Genomic DNA, 18,772 nt, shown 5'->3' on the forward strand with positions numbered 1-18,772 from the left:
AATGGCATCTTTGAATTCCTGTGAGTAACGTGGCCTTTTAGTCATGTGCTGATTTCCTTTTTAGTCTTGGGATAATTATACAGTGGACGATGCATAAAATCTGTCCATTTTATCAGCATACGAGCACTGACTTGGCGAAGGCCCAGGTCGAGCAGATTGAAAAGGATAAGGCGAAGGCAGCGATTGATAAGGCCGCTGAAGAAGCCAATGCTTTGATTGACGGCTTGAAGTGGGATGCGACAAATGCCAAGGATCAAGCTGAGAAGGCGAAGGCGCAGGCCGCCATCCAAAACGATGTCGACCAGGCCAAGCAAAAGATTCAAAACGGCAGCTTGGCGGAAGTGCCAGGTAACCGTGATGAAGGGATTGCCCAGATTCAGCGCGATGCCGCGAAGGCCGCCATTGATAAGGCAGTCGCCGAGGCCCAAGACAAGTTGGCAAAGGATAGCAATATTCCCGACGGCGATAAGTCAAAGGCGGAAGCAGCCATTAATGACGCTGGTAAGCAGGCGAATGAAAAGATTGACGGTCAGACTGATAAGGATGCCATCAACGATGCGAAGAAGAACGGTTTGAATGACGTTCAGGAGGCATCACAGGCTGCGGCGGAGAATGGTCAGAAGAAGGCCGATCCTAAGCAGGCAGTTAAGGACGCAGCGGACAAGGCCAATGAATACATTGACCAGTTGAAGTTGAATGAGGAAGACCAGGCGAAGGCCAAGGGCAACATCACGAACGATGTCAACAAGGCAATGCGGACATTGACTTAGCGGACGCCTCACAGGCCGCTGACTTGGCGAAGGCCCAGGTCGAGCAGATTGAAAAGGATAAGGCGAAGGCAGCGATTGATAAGGCCGCTGAAGAAGCCAATGCTTTGATTGACGGCTTGAAGTGGGATGCGACAAATGCCAAGGATCAAGCTGAGAAGGCGAAGGCGCAGGCCGCCATCCAAAACGATGTCGACCAGGCCAAGCAAAAGATTCAAAACGGCAGCTTGGCGGAAGTGCCAGGTAACCGTGATGAAGGGATTGCCCAGATTCAGCGCGATGCCGCGAAGGCCGCCATTGATAAGGCAGTCGCCGAGGCCCAAGACAAGTTGGCAAACAACGATAAGCTGAACGCAGATGTCAAGGAAGAACAACAAACTGCTATTGATAAAGCAGCGGACAATGCTAAGAGTGATATTAATAATGCTCAGGATAAGACTGGCATTGATAACGCGGTTGATAGTGGTAAGAATGCCATTAACGATTTGAGTAATATCATTGTTCTACCAACTACTGGAGGTGAAACTCGTAAACCAGCCGCCGTTCCAACGCCTGCCGTTTCAACTAATTCTGAAGTTGTGGCAACGCCAACGGTTGCATCTGAACCTGCACGAACAACAACGACTCAGTCAGAGACTCCAGCAACTCAGATACAGACTCAAACTGAAGTTCCTGCGGCAAGTGAAGCTACACAAGCGGAGTTGCCAAAGACGACTGAAGGAAAGAAGACAACAAAGTCTTCAAAGCCAACAAAGACAAATCAAGCAACGAAGTCAGTGAAGGAACCAGAACACGATAACGTGATCTTTAATAGTTTCCTGGGTGCAGTTGTAGCATCGCTAGCTGGATGGCGTGGATTTGTTTGGTTTGCAAAGAAAAAGGAAGAGGATGAAGAACAAAAGTAAATAAGTAGTCTAATTACTTGAATCATTCTTTTAGCACCTCCTATCAATTGATAGGGGGTGATTTTTCTATACATAAAATTAAGGGGAGCTTTTAGACAGTATCAAGGTGAGAGATTGCTCTTATTTAAAACAGTGTTCTGCCTAATATCTAATAAAATCGTGTTCAGAAGGTTCCTGGGCGACTTTTCCGGTTCCTGTAATTATTTTTTTGATATAATGAAGGTATGAAAAAAGGTACAGTAAAAATTTGGCAACAAGACCGTGGATACGGTTACATTACACCCGATGAAAAGGGTGATGACATCTACGTTCACTTTAACGGAATTGCAGGGGAAGGCTTTAAGTCCCTGCATCCAGGTGAACGAGTACAGTACGTGCTTGTACAGGGAAAGGATGCTTTCCAGGCTGCTCAAGTTTCCGAAATTAAAGAGGAGGACTAAGCCGTGGTTAAGAAGGAAGAGTTCTATTCTAACGAGGTCATGTATGAGGGACCAATCTTTAAGATTGATTCCCGTCGCGTCAAGCTCTTTGACGGTACGATTGCACAGCGTGACGTTGTGACACGTGGACCAGCTGTTGGTATTTTGCCATTAGTTGATGAAGACCATGCGGTTTTCGTTAAGCAGTGGCGTGAACCAGTGAAGGACTTCGTGTTGGAGATTCCAGCCGGTAAAGTCGATGCCCGTGATCACGGTGATGTGAAGACAGCTTGCCATGAAGCGGCAATTCGTGAATTGAATGAAGAGATTCGCGTTCATCCTGGACACTTAGAAGAGTTCGCCGATGGCTTTGAAGCCGTTGGCTTCACTGATTCTAAGATTGCCCTTTATGTTGCAACTGATTTGGAACACTTGGATGGTTCAGATCAATTGCCACGTGATGAAGGGGAATTCTTGGATGTCATCACGGTTTCATATGACGAGATGACAAAGATGTACGAGGCCGGTCAGTTGAATGATTTGAAGACTTTGGCAGCTTACTTCCACTGGACAATCCGGAGGCTAAAGAATGGCCGCTAATTTTTTCAATCGAAATAAGGAAAATCGTGAACAGCGTAGCCGAGCACGTGAACGCCGTCGAGTCGAACGTGAATACGCTAGGGAACACGAAGCCGAGATTACAGTTGTTGAACCCGCTAACCGTGCCGAAATGCGCTTAACGCACAAGGGCAAGTTTGAGCTGGGTTCTGATGGACAATTAACACAGCGTGGAAAGACCGACCGACTCTCATGGCGTTATAACCGTCTCATGATTTTGGTCGCCTTCATTACTGTTGTGATGTACACGTTGTTCTTCGCACTACCATAGGAAGGAAGCCCATGAAAGTTGGAATTATTACCCCAATGGCTGAGGAAAAGAAGGCTTTGACTGCTGCGTTGAAGGATGCACAGGTCGTTTCTTTTTCAGACCTTGAAGTTTTGGTTGGAAATTATCAGGGGCAAGAGATTTTCTTAGCCGAATCAGGTATCGGTAAAGTCGCCGCTGCTACCGCAACGACGATTTTGACGCAGGTATTTGATGTTGATGTCGTGATTAACACTGGATCAGCGGGAGCCTTGCAACCTGAATTAGCCATTGGTGATTTGGTTATCGGTCAGGAGTTAGCATACTTTGATGCCGATGTAACGGCTTTTGGTTACGACTACGGTCAGTTACCTGCACAACCCGCACGCTTTGAAGCGGACCCTGATTTGGTTGCTGCTTTTTCTGAATTGACAGATGCCAAGCAGGGATTGATTGTTACTGGTGATACTTTCGTTCAGCAGGCCAAAAAAGAAGTTATTAAGGTTCACTTCCCTGACGCCTATCTAGCTGAAATGGAAGGGGCAGCGGTTGCTCAAGTTGCCACTCGATTTGGTAAGCCATTCATCGTTTTGCGCGGCGTTTCAGATCAGGCAGACGGTGAATCAGACGTGGACTTTGATGAGTACGTTGTTCAAGCTGGACAGCGTTCAGCTGAATTGCTCTTGTCTTACCTAAAATCACTATCAAATAAGTAAACTTATTAAAAAGGACAATAACCATGATTGCAGTTTATAATCAAGCAGCAGAAGGTGACATCCTGATGCTGACTTTTGCCCCATCTACTGGGCGTCAAAACGTTGAAACAAAGGACAATGTGACGGTGGTGACAGACCCTGAATCAGGTGATTTGTTAGCTGTGAACATTGCTGGTTTAGCCGATGAATTAGGCTTAACTGATGAAGCGGGTCAAATCTTTTTGACTGACGAACAAGCAGCGATTGTCACAAAGACAATTAAGGCTGCTGGTTTCGATATTCAAGTTGAAGCGGAACCATCAAAGATGGTTGTTGGTTTGGTTGAAGAAATGACCGAACATCCAGATTCTGATCACTTGCACGTGACTAAAGTTGATGTTGGTGGCGACGAACGACTCCAAATCGTATCTGGTTCTCCTAACATGACGACAGGTATCAAAGTCGTTGTTGCACAACCTGGTTCGATGATGCCTTCTGGTGAAATTATCTGGCCTGGTGCACTGCGTGGTGTGCCATCAGCTGGAATGATTGCTTCTGGGCGTGAATTGAAGTTGGAAGGTGCACCGGATAAGCCAGGTGCATTGGTTTTGCCAGATGACTTCGGACCAGTTGGGGAAGCCTTCTCATTTGAAAAGGCAAAAGACCTATACAACGACGGTCGCATCGATACAGATTATTAAAAAGAAGGGTATTATGCCTAAGAAATATTACTTCATCGGAATCAAGGGAACGGGAATGGGTCCTCTGGCTCAAATCCTCCATGACCAAGGAAACGAAGTCGTTGGTTCTGATATTGATAAGTTTACTTATACTCAAGCGCCTTTGGAAAAGGCTGGAATTAAGATTTTATCTTTTGATGCTAAGAACATTGAGAAGTATAAGGATTACATCTTTGTACGAGGTAATGCCTTCGAAGATGACCAAGTGGAAGTGCGCGCAGCACTTGATGCCGTCGTTAAGATGATTTCTTATCCTGATGCTGTTGCGGAACAGATTGCACAAGCAACAACTATTGCTGTTGCTGGTGCGCATGGTAAGACTTCAACGACTGGTATGTTGGCCCACGTGATGAAGAACGTGGCCCGTACTTCATATTTGATTGGTGATGGAACCGGTCATGGTGTTAAGGACTCACAGTTCTTCGTTTTGGAAGCGGATGAATACCGTCGACACTTCAAGCCATACCATCCTGATTACGCCATTTTGACGAACATCGACTTTGACCATCCTGATTATTACAAGGATTTGGATGACGTTTTCTCAGCCTTTGAAGACTTTGCAAAGGGTGTGAAGAAGGGAATCGTTGCCTGGGGTGATGATCCATCTTTGCAGAAGTTAACGGTTGATGTCCCACTTTACTACTACGGTGATGTGGCAGGGCGTGATGACTTCTTGATTGACCAAATTGATAAGGAAACTGATGGTTCAAACTTCCATGTTTCATTCCGTGGTAAGGATTTGGGTAAGTTCTTTATCCCAATCTTTGGTCAGCACAACATCTTCAATGCAACGGCGGTCATTGCGGTTGCTTACCTTGAAGGTTTGGATTTGGATGGTATTCGCGAACACTTGAAGACCTATCCAGGTGTTAAGCGTCGCTTCTCTGAAAAGGTTGTCGATGGCGTGACGATCATTGATGATTACGCCCATCATCCAACTGAAATTCAGGCTACTTTAGATGCCGCTCGTCAGGAACACCCTGACAAGGAAATTGTGGCCGTCTTCCAGCCTCACACCTTTACCCGTGTGATTGCTTACAAGGATGAATTTGCCAAGGTCTTATCTAAGGCTGATAAAGTCTATTTGACGCCAATCTTTGGTTCAGCTCGTGAAGCAACTGGAACGGTAACGGCCGAAGACATCGCTAAGGAAATTCCTGGTGGCGCTACGATCATTACTGAAGACAATTTGTCACCACTCTTAAATCATGAAAACGGTGTCTTGGTCTTCATGGGGGCGGGGGACATTGAAAAGTACGAGTTCGCCTTTGAAAAGCTACTCGGACAGATTCAATCAGACCGTTCTTAATTAATTTTAATTTTCAATTAGTGTAAATTATTTAGAATATTACAAAGAGATTTATAAAATATACGAGGAGGTATATCATGAATAACTTTGATTTCAACACACGTCGCGATGTGACAGGTGCTGATGAAGGAATGAAGCTCTTCTTCCAAAAGGTTTACGGTTTCATGGCCATCGCCTTGTTGGTAACTGCTATTTCTGGATTCATCGTACAGAAGTTCTTCTTGCCACAGGTCGTAACTTTGTTCACTGGTTCATGGATTGGAACGATTGCGGTCGTTGCCATTGAATTGGTATTGGTTGGTATGATTCGTGGGGCTTCAATTAAGAACAACCCAGCGAAGGCCTTCGGCTTGCTTATGACTTTTGCGGTGGCTCAGGGATTGACGCTTGGAATTCTCTTGGCTTTCTACACGTCAGCTTCAGTTTTGGCAGCCTTTGGTTCGACCGCAGCGCTCTTCGGTGGAATGGCCGCTTACGGTTTCTTCACTAAGAAGTCACTTGCCGGAATGGGACCTATCTTGTTCGGTTTGTTGATTGGCTTGATTTTTGCCTCATTGATTAACATCTTCATGGCATCATCAGGTTTGCAACTTTTGGTTTCCTTTGCATCAGTTATCATTTTTGCTTTGTACACAGCTTACGATAACAACATGCTTCGCCAAAACTACGTACAAATGGCAGGCCAGGGAGCAGATGACTCACAATTGACAGGAATTGCTGTCGTTGGAGCCTTGATGCTTTACATGGACTTCATCAACATTTTCTACTCACTCTTGCAACTCTTCGGAGATCAGCGTGACTAATCATTAATAAAAGAAGCTCGCTTAGGCGAGCTTTTTTTATGCTAAAATCGAAGAAGATAAACAAGGGGTATTTATGAGTAAAAAGATTCTTTTAATTGATGGTAATTCGCTGGCATTTCGTGCTTTCTACGCCATGTACCAGCAGCTCGACCGAATGGTAACACCTGAAGGCCTACATACGAACGCTTTAGTTGCCTTCAATAACTTTATTGAGTCAATTGTTTTACCAATGCAACCTGATATGGCCTTGGTTGCTTGGGACGCTCGTTCCGGAAAAGAAACTTTCCGTGGCGACTTATACCCAGAATACAAGTCTGGCCGTGATAAGACGCCAGCTGAATTTAAGGAGCAGTTCCCATACTTGCACGAAATGGTGGAAGCCCATGGGCTACACAACTATGAGCAGGTTGGCTTAGAAGCCGATGACATTATTGGAACTTTGTCACGTGTTGGTCAAGCCGCTGGTGATCAGGTAATCATCATTACCGGAGATGCTGATTTGACTCAGCTGGTTACCGACGATGTGACGGTGAAGTTGACCAAGAAGGGTGTGACCCAGGTTGAGGTTTACACGCCGGACTTTATCATGGAACAGTACGGTATTACGCCGGCACAGATTATTGATAAGAAGGCGCTGACTGGCGATACTTCTGATAATTATCCTGGTGTGACGAAGATTGGTGAAAAGACTGCCTTGAAACTCTTGAAGCAGTACCATGATTTGGAAAACTTGTACGCCCATGTTGATGAAATGAAGGCTTCTAAGATGAAGGAGCACTTGATTGAGGATAAGGACGTGGCCTTCCGTGCACAAAAGTTGGCAACCATTGTGACCGATGCCAAGTTGCCAATTGGACTCACGGACATCGAATACCATGGACCAAAGGAAAAAGGACTGGTTTCACTCTTTGAGAAGTTGCACTTTAAGCAGGCCTTGAACAAGTTGCGCGCCAACTCACTCTTTGATGACGATGGCGAAGCGGCGGAAGAGGCAGAAGCCAAGCAGGGGAACTTCACGGAAGTCAAGGAGCTAACGGCTGACGTCTTGAAGAAGTTAGTCAAGGAAAAGTCTTTGGCCTTCCACATCGATACAACAGGTCCTAACTACCATACGGCTGACATGTTTGCCTTTGCATTGGGAAATGACACGGTTGGTTATTATGGATCACGCGACTTTACCCTCTTCGATAATGAAGACTTACGTCAAATTATTGAATCAAAGGATATCGCCTTGGAGCTCTTCAATGCGAAGGAGCATTGGGTGCTTTGTCACCGGTTGGGATTGAACCTTGATGGGGCGGACTTTGATTTCTTATTGGTTGCCTACCTCTTAGATACGGTTGATAACGATAATGTTCTGTCCACACTTGCAGGACGCTTTGGCCGTTACTTAGCGAGCGATGAAGAGATTTACGGTAAGGGTGCTAAGTTCGCCGTTCCAGAAGATGATAAAGTCTTGATTGACCATATCGGTCACAAGGTACAGACCATCTTTGACCTGCGTGACCAAGCCTTTGCGGATTTAGATAAGCATGAGCAGGGACATCTCTATCATGATATTGAATTGCCACTGTCCTTTGTGTTAGCAAAGATGGAAGCACAGGGCTTCACGGTGAAAGAGGATCGCTTGGCTAAGATGGGCCAGGAGATGGACGAGCAAATCGCCAATCTGAAGTCTGAAATTTATCAGATGGCTGGCGAGGAGTTTAACATTAACTCAACGAAACAGTTGGGGACCTTGCTCTTCGATAAGATGGGGCTGCCTGTTATTAAGAAGACAAAGACGGGTTACTCAACGGCTGTGGAAGTATTGGAAAAGTTGGCGCCACAAGCACCGATTGTAGAACACATCCTGGCTTACCGTCAATTAGCCAAGTTGAAGTCAACCTATGTGGATGGCTTGTTGGCCGTTGTTGACCCAGCTGACCACAAGGTTCACACGCGTTTCTTACAGACGTTGACGCAGACAGGACGGTTGTCATCTGTTGATCCAAACTTGCAGAACATTCCAATGCGTACCGAAGCCGGTCGTAAGATTCGTCACGCCTTTGTGCCAGCACACGAGGGTTGGGAAATCTTTGGCGCTGATTACTCACAGATTGAGCTCCGTGTTTTGGCCTCAATTACTGGTGACCCAGCCATGGAACACGCCTTTGTCGAAGACGAAGACATTCACGCCGAAACGGCTCGGAAAGTCTTTGGTCTAGCAGACGATGCGCCGGTGGATGCCGACCAGCGTCGTACGGCTAAGGCGGTTAACTTCGGAATTGTTTATGGAATTTCAGATTACGGTCTTTCAAAGAACTTGAACATTCCTCGTAAGGATGCCAAAAACTTCATTGAAACCTACTTCAAGGAGTTTCCAAAGATTCACCAGTGGATGGGTCAAATCAAGGAGCAGGCGCACAAGGACGGTTACGTGGAGACGATTGAGCACCGCCGTCGCTACTTACCTGATATCAACGCTAAGAACTTTAACACTCGTTCCTTTGCTGAACGAACGGCAATGAACTCACCAATTCAGGGTTCTGCTGCCGATATCATCAAGATTGCCATGATTAAAGTGAGTCGGGCCATCGAAGAGAAGGGGATGCAAGCCAACATGCTCGTGCAGGTGCACGATGAATTGGTCTTCGAGTGTCCAAAGGAAGAGTTGGAAGAACTCCGCGAAACGGTGACAAAGGTCATGGATTCAGCGGTAAAGTTAGCTATTCCTTTGAAAGTCGAATCCCACGCTGGACCAACTTGGTATGAAGCAAAATAGTTAAAAATAAAAAAGAGCCAGATTCTAGGCTCTTTTTTGCTATAAATCGTTGATTTTAAGCCATTTAACTGACTTTTTTAAAAATAAAGTTTAGAATGAAACTAGACCAATGACCATACCAATTCAGGGGGTAAGGTCAAGAAACCTGACCAATTATTATACAAAAATATAACTTTCGGCTATTATTTTTAGCAAGGGGGATGGTTGAATCGTGAAAAGTTCAGAATTACAACGAAATAAGGCTGTCTTGCCAATGTCTGTGGTACGTGAGCTTACCTTACTTTCGGATCGCCAGATTCGATATTACGAGGAACACGGGCTCGTAAAACCAAAAAGAGGAAATGGCGGTCAGCGTCGTTTCTCTTTGAACGATATTGACCAACTCTTACGGATTAAGGATCATTTGGATGCAGGTGATTCGACCAAGGATATTAAAGAGCTCTTTGATAAGGCAAACCGTCTGAAGAAGATTCGCGAGGAAGATACCGATTCTTCACTACGTCGTTCTTTGCAAGACGAATTTGCGCAAATTGCCCGTTTTAATCAACCTTAGCCAGAAACGTGCATGAAGAAGTTAAACAAATTGGGGGAAAAGATGTCAAAGCAACTAACCAAAGAAGAAATCAAGCAACGCGTTAAAGACGAAAACGTTGAATTTATTCGCGTGACTTTTACCGATGTTTTGGGAATGATTAAGAACGTCGAAGTGCCAGTTTCACAATTGGACAAGGTCTTGAACAACGATCTAATGTTCGATGGTTCATCAATCGAAGGTTTCGTTCGAATCAACGAGTCGGATATGTACTTGTATCCTGACCTTTCAACTTTCTTGATTTTCCCTTGGGCAACCGATGAACACGGTGGTAAAGTCGCCCGTTTGATTGCCGATGTTTACAACAAGGACCGTACACCATTCGCAGGTGACCCACGTATCGCCTTGAAGAACGCCGTTAAGAAGGCCGAATCTGAAGGCTTTACTGCATTCAACGTTGGTACTGAACCAGAATTCTTCCTCTTCAAGATGGATGAAAACGGCAAGCCAACGATGGAATTGAACGACCACGGTTCATACTTCGATTTGGCCCCAATGGACATGGGTGAAGACGTACGCCGTAAGATTGTTTTGACTTTGGAAAAGATGGGCTTTGAAGTTGAAGCTGCTCACCACGAAGTTGCGGAAGGTCAGCACGAAGTTGACTACAAGTACGCGGATGCCATCGATGCCGCCGACAAGATTCAAACTTTCAAGTTGGTTGTTAAGACAATCGCTCGTGAAAACGGCTACTACGCAACCTTCATGCCAAAGCCAGTTGCCGGAATCAACGGTTCTGGAATGCACGTCAACATGTCACTCTTTACCAAGGACGGCAACGCCTTTGATGGTAAGGATGATGACTACATGGGTCTTTCAACGACTGCTATGAACTTCTTGGGTGGACTTTTGAAGCACGCCCCAGCCATCACTGCCATTGCGAACCCAACGGTTAACTCATACAAGCGTTTGATTCCTGGATTCGAAGCGCCTGTTTACATCGCATGGTCAGCCTCAAACCGTTCCCCAATGGTTCGAGTACCTGCATCACGTGGTATGGCTACTCGTTTGGAATTGCGTACAGTTGATCCAACAACCAACCCATACACTTGCTTGGCTTCAATCTTGGTAGCTGGTATGGATGGAATCGATAACCACCTCGAACCAATGGCATCTGTTGACCGTAACATCTACTTGATGGACGAAAACGAACGTAAGAAGGCTGGTATCAAGAACTTGCCTGATACGCTCTTGGATGCTTTGGAAGAATTGGAACAAGATCCAACAATCATCGACGCAATCGGTTCACACATCACGGATAAGTTTATCGAAGCAAAGCGCATCGAATATGCTTCATACCGTCAATATGTTTCAAAGTGGGAACTTGATAACTACTTCATGCAATACTAAAATAATTTAACTTAAAAAGTCCTCCGAGCATGCTCGGGGGACTTTTTTGTGTGTTTTTATTTCTTTGTTAATTGTTTTGCGACGAATCAGGTAATCTGGTCGTCTTACTTAATCGTTTCCTTACGGGCCACGTTGAAGTAGAAGAGAGTACCGTTAATGACCATGACGATTGCTGAGAAGATAAAGATGGCCCGGTAATCAAAGATGGAAGCAATCAAGGTACCGGCCATTGGACCTGCAACCGCTCCGATATACATAAAGGATTGGTTGTACGAAAAGACTAGTGAAACCATTTCCTTTGGGGTGTTACGTGATAGGAGAGTTTGAACACCAGGCATCAAAGTGGCATCCGCGATTCCAACTGCGAAACGGCAGAAGATTAACCAGAAAACGGTTGAGACAAAGGCCGTTGGGAAGAAGGCGAGGACGGCCAAGATAAAGCCGGCCTGAATCATATACTTGGTTCCGATTCGGTCACCGAGTCGGCCAAACCATGGGGCGAAGATGAAAGTAGCACAACCAGGCATGGCAGCAACAACTCCCGTAATGAAGGTGATGTTTGATTGACCATGGAGTACTTCGTGAACGAAGAGAGCCACGATTGGGTTAATCGACATGTTCACCGTTTGAACAAGGGCAGTTGTAACGAAGAGGCCGAGTAGGAGGTTCTTGTTAGGGAGATCCCGGAACTTGTGGGATGGTGCCGGCTTGTTGTCTTCTGTTGTTTGTTGAGTTGCTTGCGGTGCTTCTTCTTCAACGAATAATAGGATGAAAATAAAGACAATGCCAAAGATGAAGGCCGTGATTAGGAAAATCATCCGGTAGGACATGAAGCTGGCGAGGGCACCACCGACAAGGGGGCCAATTAGGTTTCCGCCGGTGAATCCAGTTGTCACAATTCCCAGTGTTCGACCAACTTGGTCACGTGGTGCTTGAGTGGCAATCAAGGCGTTGGCGTTGGAGACGAATCCACCCAGTCCACCTTGAATGGCACGAAAGAGTAGTAATTGCCAGATGTTTTGAGCGAAACCGTTGAAGGCCATGAGAACTCCAAGACCTAAGGCGGCTCGAAGCATCATGAGCTTACGTCCTTTTTTGTCGGCTAGTTTACCCCAGAGAGGGGAAACGATGGCAGAGACCATGAAGGTTACAGCAAAGGCTGCTCCTGAGTAGAAGTTCAGTTCCTGCCTAGAAAAGTCACCCAGCGTTTTGATGTAAAGGGAAAGGAATGGGAGGATTTCGGAGAAGGCAATCCCAGTCATGAAGACAGCTATCCAAACAATCCACACGTTCCGTTTCCAATTAATTGCTTTGTTATCGTTGGTCATGTATCCCTCCTTTATATAGAATGCTATTTAAATAATATTACTCCTTTTATTTGCAATTTTCAGCTTCGTTCAACGGGTGGAGTCGGGATAGACTTTTATAGTAGATAAAGAGGCTGGGGATTGTATAATAATATGCTCATTTTAGAACATCATAAGGGACAAATTCTAACTTGTGTCCACTGTTTTCTTCTACTATAATTGAGATTAAATACATGTTAAATGGCAATCGCCGTTTTGAAAGGGGGTCCCATGACGAAGCATAAAGATTACAAGGCCAATGAGGTCTTGGAAATGGTCGGGGACTATTTACCAGAGGATCAAATTAAGGCCGTTCATGAAGCCTATAATTGGGCCAATGAACTACATAAAGAGCAGAAACGTCAATCTGGGATTCCCTACATTGCGCATCCAATCCAAGTAGCTGGTATTTTGGCCGAGCTGAAGATGGATGGCCCAACGATTGTTGCTGGCTTCTTACACGATATTGTCGAAGATACACCTGTGACTTTGGAAGACGTTAGCGACAAATTCGGCCCAATTGTGGCACGCATTGTTGATGGCGTGACCAAAATATCAAAGATTAAGTATCAGGATTCAAAGGTTCAATTGGCCGAAAACCACCGGAAGCTTCTTTTGGCGATGGCAAAAGATATCCGTGTGATTATCGTTAAGTTGGCCGATCGCTTGCATAACATGCGTACTTTGGATGCCTTGCGTCCTGATAAACAACGTCGAATTGCACAGGAGACGCTGTCAATTTACGCCCCACTGGCTGACCGTCTTGGAATTTCTGCCATTAAGTGGGAGCTAGAGGATTTGTCACTCCTTTATTTGGAGCCGGATGCTTACCATAAGATTGCTTCGATGATGGATATGAAGCGTGATGAACGCTTGGAAGTGATTCAGGAAGCCGTTGATAAGATTGAATCAAGTATCGACGAACTACATATTGAAGACGTTTCCGTATACGGACGCCCTAAGCACATTTATTCAATTTACCGTAAGCTGGTCGACAAGCATAAGTCTTTTGATGAGATTTATGATTTGTCAGCTATTCGTGTCTTGACGGAAACTATTCCAGATACCTATGCGGTTTTGGGTGCTATTCACGCCCACTGGAAGCCATTGCCAGGTCGTTTTAAGGATTACATCGCCTTGCCTAAGCCAAACGGTTATCAGTCATTGCATACGACGGTAATCGGACCAGCCGGACGTCCTTTGGAAGTACAGATTCGTACTTACAAGATGCACCAAGTCGCTGAATTTGGTGTGGCGGCGCACTGGGCTTATAAGAAGAATAAAGGTTCTGATCAACAGGCCAACGTTTCGGACCAGTCTGAACAAGTCTTGAACATGATTCAAGGAATCCTGGAGTTCCAGGAATCTGCTGAAGATGCTCAGGACTTCATGGACTCCGTTCAAACTGATCTTTTCGTGGACCGTGTCTATGCCTTTTCACCAGCGGGGGATGTTTACGAGCTAGCCGCCGGGGCTGGGCCTTTGGATATGGCCTTTGCCATTCATTCTAATGTTGGTGCACATACAACGGGAGCCAAGGCCAACGGCCGAATTGTTCCATTGGATTACCGAATCCAAAACGGTGATATCATTGAGATTTTAACTAGTCCAAACGCTCAGCCATCACGTGACTGGCTGGATCTGGTTAAGACTCGCAAGGCCCGTCATAAGATTAAGTCTTCTTTGAAGAAGCGTGACCGCGCTGACAACATTCAATCTGGTTTGGATGCTATTTCAAAGGAACTCTTTGACCAGGGCTATGATGTGAATAACTTCATCTCTGATGAACAGTTGCAAGCTGTTGCGGATACATTCCAGTCTGGAACCAAGGATGATTTGCTGGCAGCGGTTGGATACGGGGATGTGACCCGTTTGGCTGTTGTCCGTGAGTTAACCAAGTCTTACCGTGAGGAGCTTGAGGCGAAGGAAGCCGAAGAGTTACAAAAACGCCTGCTCGAAGAGGGTGGTGCCATCAAGAAGGAAAACATTCCGGTTAAGGGGAAGTCAAATAACCCTGATTCAGATGTTGTGATTGCCGGAATTGATAGTCTTTTGGTACATTTGGCCCACTGTTGTACGCCAGTTCCTGGCGACACGGTTACCGGTTACATTACGCAGGGACGTGGTGTTGCCGTTCACCGTTTTGACTGTCCAAACATTCATTCAGCGCAAAAGGCAGGAGAACGTTTGGTCGATGTTGTCTGGGCCGACCCAAACGGTCAACGTCCTGATTACACGGCTGACTTGACCATCCATGCCGAAAATGAACCTGGTATCTTGAATACCTTGTTGAAGTCTTTGAACTCAAAGACCCGCTTTATCAAAGAAATTAACGGACACGTAACCCGTGGCGGCATGGTACAAGTTCAAGCATCATTAGGTGTCTCAAACTTGGCACAGTTGAATGGCATTATTGATTCATTGTCCGCTCACCACTCGGTTTACGACGTAAAGCGTACGATTCACTAAAAATAAACAAAAAGAGAAAGCGAGGAGGACTCCGTGTCCAACACCCCAATCCGCCTGGTTTCCTTAAAAAAGGACGGCCAGGATCAGACTGTTTACTACGATGCAAAAGCACAAAGCTATTATTTGCGTCGGATGCCTAAAAAATCAGGCAATGATTTAGCACTTTTTATTACTTTTTTGATATCGGCCATCATCGGTACGATTCTCTGGATTGGTAAGTTTTTCTTTCCACTACCAACGATTACTTTAAGTAATCCATTACTTTGGTGGATTGGGTTGTTCGTCACGACCATTTTGCCTTTCTACTTTTGGTGGGCAGCTTACCGACAGGTGAAGAAGGTTCAGATTCAACCGAATGACTTTGTTTCTTATCGGCCTGAAGTGTCTGAACGACGACACATCAAACGGAAGTGGGCAATTGAGCGAGCATGGATTATCTTTGTTCTTTTGCTTTTACCACCGACTAGTCTGCTATTTTTGATTCTTTATATCTTCAAGATGAATCTGATTGATGCGGTGCTACTAACACTGCATGCGACCTTATTCTTACGACGTTTGCAGCCGGATGTTTGGCTGCGATTGAAGTTACCAGCACGAAAAATCAAATAAAGAAAAACGCTCCTGATTATTCAGGGGCGTTTTTTGTATTGAGAAGAAAAAAGGCGGCACCCGCAGGTGTCGCCCTTTTATTAATATTCGTTATTTTTTGAGCCAGTAGACTAGTCCGAAAGGAATGGTTGATTCCTGTCCCTTGAAGATTCGTCCTAGGTTTTGGCGGTGTCGGTAGAAGACAAAGCCGGTTAGGACAACTGCCACAATGGAAAGAATCAAATCGTGGTAGTAGAAGATTGACATCACGGTGGCAAATGAGAAGCCGACCATTGATGCAACGGACACCATTGAGAAGAGAACCAGGCAGGTCACAAAGACTGCACAGACCATCCAGAAGAGGGGACCGTTGTAGACGGAAAGGACACCAGCGGATGTGGCGACGGCTTTTCCACCTTTGAAACCAATCCAGATGGAGAAGGTGTGACCAAGAATGGCGAACAAACCAACTAACATGACGTTAATGTCTAATCCGAAGAAGTGGGGTAGCATCGCTGCTAAGGCACCCTTTAAGATATCAAAGGCCAAAACGAAACAACCAGGAACGGGTCCTAAAATTCGAAAGGCGTTCGTTGTACCGATGTTCCCGGAGCCTTCGGTACGAATATCTTTATGGTAGAAAATTTTACCAATCCAGTAACCGGGTACTAATGAACCGATTAGGTAGGCAAGTACAAAAACCATAATCATTTTTTCCATGGGTAAAAACTCCTTTTTGAAACAGCAGATAATATTTTACCACATGGTGGCAAGTTTGGTTCTAAAGAAGACTTTTATTTCGCTTAAAAATGGGGGAATGAATCGAAATGAGATTAAAAAAATCGGAGTAGTGACAATATTTTTTGTTGTCAGTTTTTAAATTTTAATCTATTATAAAGTAGATTGCCAAAAGTAGGGGTAGACCCCGACTTTTGGAATACGAAGATAAAAAGGATGATCACTGTGACAGAGCAAAGACATTACGATGCAGATTCGATTAAAATCCTAGAGGGGCTCGAGGCCGTACGTAAGCGACCTGGTATGTACATTGGTTCAACCGATGTCCGTGGTCTCCACCACCTGGTATATGAAATTGTCGACAACGCCGTCGATGAGGCACTTGGTGGCTATGGTGATGATATCGAAGTTACCATTGAAGAAAACAACGCCATTACGGTTTCCGATCAGGGACGTGGAATGCCAGTGGGGATGCACTCATCTGGTAAGCCAACGCCTGAAGTTATTCTGACGGTGCTCCACGCCGGTGGAAAGTTCGGACAGGGTGGTTATGCCACTTCTGGTGGACTACACGGTGTTGGTTCGTCCGTTGTTAACGCTTTGTCAGAATCATTGAAGGTTTCCATTGTCCGTGAAGGACACCGTTTTGAAGAAAGCTTTGAAAAGGGTGGAAAGCCAATTGGAACTCTTGTGGACTTGGGACCAACCAAGGACCACACTGGTACGACGGTGACTTTTAAGCCGGATGCTTCCATCTTTTCCACAACGGTCTTTAAGTTTGATACCTTAGCGGAACGTTTGCGTGAAGCGGCCTTCTTGATGTCAGGCGTGAAGTTTACCTTGACTGATAAGCGCGTGTCACCAGCCCGCCAAGAAATTTACCACTATGAGCACGGTTTGCACTCCTTCGTTGAATTTTTGAACGAAGAGAAGGAAGGCCTTGGTCCTGTTATGACTTTTGAAGGAAAGTCTGACGGCATTGTGGTCGATGTAGCGGCTCAGTATAACGATGGTTATTCAGAAACGCTTCTTTCCTTTGTTAACAACGTTCGTACGCAGGACGGTGGAACCCATGAAATGGGATTCCGTTCTGCCTGGACGAAGGCCTTCAACGAGTACGCACGCCGTGTGAACCTTTTGAAGGACAAGGATAAGAACCTGGAAGGTTCTGACGTTCGTGAAGGTTTGTCTGCGGTTATTTCCTTGCGTGTGCCAGAAGAAATTCTGCAGTTCGAAGGACAGACCAAGGATAAGCTGGGAACAACGGAAGCCCGTGGGGCGGTTGATTCCGTTGTGAACGACACGCTGGCTCGATTCTTGCTTGAAAACGGGGACTTTGGACAAAAGATTGTCCGTAAGGCACTCCGTGCTCGTGAAGCTCGCGAAGCAGCCCGTAAGGCCCGTGAGGAATCGCGAACTGGTAAGTCAAAGGGTAAGAAGGAACGTTTGCTCTCTGGTAAGCTAGCGCCCGCTCAGTCGAAGAACGCCGACAAGAACGAATTGTTCTTGGTCGAGGGTGATTCTGCCGGTGGTTCTGCTAAGCAGGGACGTGACCGTAAGTTCCAGGCAATCTTGCCTTTGCGTGGAAAAGTCTTGAACACCCAGAAGGCCAAGCTGGTCGACCTGTTGAAGAACGAAGAGCTTTCCACTCTGATTTACGCCATCGGCGCAGGGGTTGGCCCAGACTTCAATATTAAGAATGCCGCCTTTGATAAAGTCATTATCATGACCGATGCCGATGACGACGGTGCTCACATTCAAACGCTATTGCTGACTTTCTTCTATAACTACATGCGACCATTGGTCGAAGCAGGGAAGGTTTATATTGCCTTGCCACCACTTTACCGTGTGAAGTACCGCGGCAAGAAGGCGGACGACTTTGCCTGGACAAACGATGAGTTGGCCAAGGTGACGTCAGAAGCGAAGACGAAGTACGAGTTAACTCGTTTCAAGGGTCTTGGTGAAATGAACGCCACTTTGCTTTGGGAAACCACGATGGACCCAGAGTCACGAACTTTGATTCGTGTCAAAATCGGGGATGCCATGTTAGCTGAAAAGCGCGTGACAACTTTGATGGGTGATAAGGTTGATCCTCGTCGTCAGTGGATTGAAAAGAACGTTCAATTTACTCTTGAGGAAGAAGGGTCAATTTTGGATAACGTGGCCGGTGGTTCTGATTCAAAGCAGGTCTTTGACCAAGTGATGGCTGGCAAGGACCCACACGGCGAAAGCGAAATTGATGAAATCGCCCGTGTTGCTGCGAATAGTCCTGCTGCTAAGGCAGAGCGTGCCGAAGCTGAAAAGATTGCTGCTAAGAAAAAAGAAAAATCTGAAGAAAAAGTCTCAGAAAGTAAGTCTACTGATAAAAAAGTAACTACTGAGGAAAAGCCAAAGGCTGAAAAGACAGCAACTAAGTCTGATG

General features: G+C 45.7%; 16 protein-coding genes and 1 pseudogene. 15 read left to right on the top strand and 2 right to left on the bottom strand.

Going from position 1 to position 18,772, the window contains the following annotated elements; translation table 11 throughout:
* Positions 1–131: 131 nt before the first annotated feature.
* From H7198_RS05690 to glnA, 12 genes are all read left to right on the top strand, one after another.
* Positions 132–770 (top strand): DUF1542 domain-containing protein, encoded by a 639-nt coding sequence (locus H7198_RS05690; protein WP_274458803.1) that lies wholly within the window; start codon positions 132–134, stop codon positions 768–770.
* Between the two features lie 23 nt (positions 771–793).
* Positions 794–1,672 (top strand): DUF1542 domain-containing protein, encoded by an 879-nt coding sequence (locus tag H7198_RS05695; protein WP_274458804.1) that lies wholly within the window; start codon positions 794–796, stop codon positions 1,670–1,672.
* Between the two features lie 224 nt (positions 1,673–1,896).
* Positions 1,897–2,112 (top strand): cold-shock protein, encoded by a 216-nt coding sequence (locus H7198_RS05700; protein WP_091501897.1) that lies wholly within the window; start codon positions 1,897–1,899, stop codon positions 2,110–2,112.
* A 3-nt stretch (positions 2,113–2,115) separates the two neighbouring features.
* Positions 2,116–2,691: an NUDIX hydrolase gene (locus H7198_RS05705; RefSeq protein ID WP_274458805.1), complete on the top strand. Its 576-nt coding sequence runs from the start codon at positions 2,116–2,118 to the stop codon at positions 2,689–2,691.
* The gene (locus tag H7198_RS05710; protein WP_274458806.1) at positions 2,681–2,980 is read left to right on the top strand and encodes a hypothetical protein; all 300 of its coding nucleotides are present in this window, start codon (positions 2,681–2,683) and stop codon (positions 2,978–2,980) included. The genes H7198_RS05705 and H7198_RS05710 overlap by 11 nt, the downstream gene beginning before the upstream one ends.
* A gap of 11 nt (positions 2,981–2,991) precedes the next feature.
* A complete protein-coding gene (locus H7198_RS05715) occupies positions 2,992–3,672 on the top strand; it encodes a 5'-methylthioadenosine/adenosylhomocysteine nucleosidase (protein ID WP_274458807.1) in 681 nt (226 codons plus the stop codon).
* A gap of 23 nt (positions 3,673–3,695) precedes the next feature.
* The gene (gene ytpR, locus H7198_RS05720) at positions 3,696–4,352 is read left to right on the top strand and encodes a YtpR family tRNA-binding protein (RefSeq protein ID WP_274458808.1); all 657 of its coding nucleotides are present in this window, start codon (positions 3,696–3,698) and stop codon (positions 4,350–4,352) included.
* A gap of 13 nt (positions 4,353–4,365) precedes the next feature.
* Complete coding sequence (murC, locus tag H7198_RS05725) at positions 4,366–5,700, top strand: UDP-N-acetylmuramate--L-alanine ligase (protein ID WP_274458809.1); 1,335 nt, start codon at positions 4,366–4,368, stop codon at positions 5,698–5,700.
* Positions 5,701–5,777: 77 nt separating this feature from the next.
* Positions 5,778–6,503 (top strand): Bax inhibitor-1/YccA family protein, encoded by a 726-nt coding sequence (locus tag H7198_RS05730; RefSeq protein WP_274458810.1) that lies wholly within the window; start codon positions 5,778–5,780, stop codon positions 6,501–6,503.
* A gap of 73 nt (positions 6,504–6,576) precedes the next feature.
* Entirely contained in the window at positions 6,577–9,267 is a 2,691-nt protein-coding gene (gene polA / locus H7198_RS05735; RefSeq protein WP_274458811.1) for a DNA polymerase I, read from the top strand.
* Positions 9,268–9,478: 211 nt separating this feature from the next.
* A complete protein-coding gene (locus H7198_RS05740) occupies positions 9,479–9,820 on the top strand; it encodes a MerR family transcriptional regulator (protein WP_274458812.1) in 342 nt (113 codons plus the stop codon).
* A 42-nt stretch (positions 9,821–9,862) separates the two neighbouring features.
* On the top strand, positions 9,863–11,209 hold the full coding sequence (gene glnA / locus H7198_RS05745; protein ID WP_274458813.1) for a type I glutamate--ammonia ligase: 1,347 nt from the start codon (positions 9,863–9,865) through the stop codon (positions 11,207–11,209).
* Between the two features lie 104 nt (positions 11,210–11,313).
* On the opposite strand, the gene H7198_RS05750 is transcribed toward glnA, so the two are convergent.
* Positions 11,314–12,537: an MFS transporter gene (locus H7198_RS05750; protein WP_274458814.1), complete on the bottom strand. Its 1,224-nt coding sequence runs from the start codon at positions 12,535–12,537 to the stop codon at positions 11,314–11,316.
* A 249-nt stretch (positions 12,538–12,786) separates the two neighbouring features.
* Here H7198_RS05750 and H7198_RS05755 point away from each other — a divergent pair, with 249 nt between their 5' ends.
* Both H7198_RS05755 and H7198_RS05760 read left to right on the top strand, forming a co-directional pair.
* Complete coding sequence (locus H7198_RS05755) at positions 12,787–15,024, top strand: RelA/SpoT family protein (protein WP_274458815.1); 2,238 nt, start codon at positions 12,787–12,789, stop codon at positions 15,022–15,024.
* 33 nt (positions 15,025–15,057) lie between these two features.
* A complete protein-coding gene (locus H7198_RS05760; protein WP_274458816.1) occupies positions 15,058–15,633 on the top strand; it encodes a hypothetical protein in 576 nt (191 codons plus the stop codon).
* 90 nt (positions 15,634–15,723) lie between these two features.
* Here H7198_RS05760 and plsY read toward each other — a convergent pair whose 3' ends face one another.
* Positions 15,724–16,332 carry a glycerol-3-phosphate 1-O-acyltransferase PlsY gene (plsY, locus tag H7198_RS05765; RefSeq protein WP_274458817.1) on the bottom strand — a complete coding sequence of 203 codons (609 nt, stop codon included), beginning with the start codon at positions 16,330–16,332 and terminating at the stop codon, positions 15,724–15,726.
* A 243-nt stretch (positions 16,333–16,575) separates the two neighbouring features.
* Between plsY and parE the strand changes: the two are divergent.
* Positions 16,576–18,552: pseudogene (parE, locus tag H7198_RS05770) on the top strand (DNA topoisomerase IV subunit B); the annotation flags it as partial.
* Positions 18,553–18,772 lie beyond the last annotated feature (220 nt).

Source organism: Fructobacillus sp. CRL 2054 (assembly GCF_028764065.1).
Classification (GTDB): Bacteria; Bacillota; Bacilli; order Lactobacillales; family Lactobacillaceae; genus Fructobacillus.